We start from the raw sequence: 432 nt of genomic DNA on the forward strand, positions 1-432 counted from the left end.
GATCGCGTGCGCGTGGGTCGGGTCGAACGCGTAGAGCGTGAGGTCGCGCCGCTTGAGCACGACGACGACGAGCGTCACCGCGCCGAGGACCAGCACCTGGAGCAGGTCGGCGCGCGACACCCCGAGGAGATTGCCGAACAGGATGTGGTTGAGGTCGGTCTGGCTCGGCGTCACGGAGATGAGCACGAGGCCGGGCGCGAAGAGCGTCGTGAACACGACCCCGATGGCTGCGTCCTCCTTCACGCGGCTCGTGTCCCGGACCGCGCCGATGAGCAGGACCGCGAGCAGCCCGAACACCAGCGCCCCGAGCGCGAACGGCGCCCCCACCACGTACGCGAGCACGACGCCGGGCAGGACCGCGTGCGAGACGGCGTCGCCCATGAGGGACCAGCCGACGAGCACGAGCCAGCACGACAGCACGCCGCACACGAT

At 70.8% G+C, this 432-nt stretch carries 1 protein-coding gene; it reads right to left on the minus strand.

Going from position 1 to position 432, the window contains the following annotated elements; genetic code table 11:
- Positions 1-432: metal ABC transporter permease (locus G3I78_RS48785; RefSeq protein WP_164437090.1), on the minus strand; the 432-nt coding region annotated here is incomplete at both ends.

It is taken from the genome of Streptomyces sp. SID13726, assembly GCF_010548375.1.
In the GTDB taxonomy this organism is placed as follows: Bacteria; Actinomycetota; Actinomycetes; order Streptomycetales; family Streptomycetaceae; genus Streptomyces.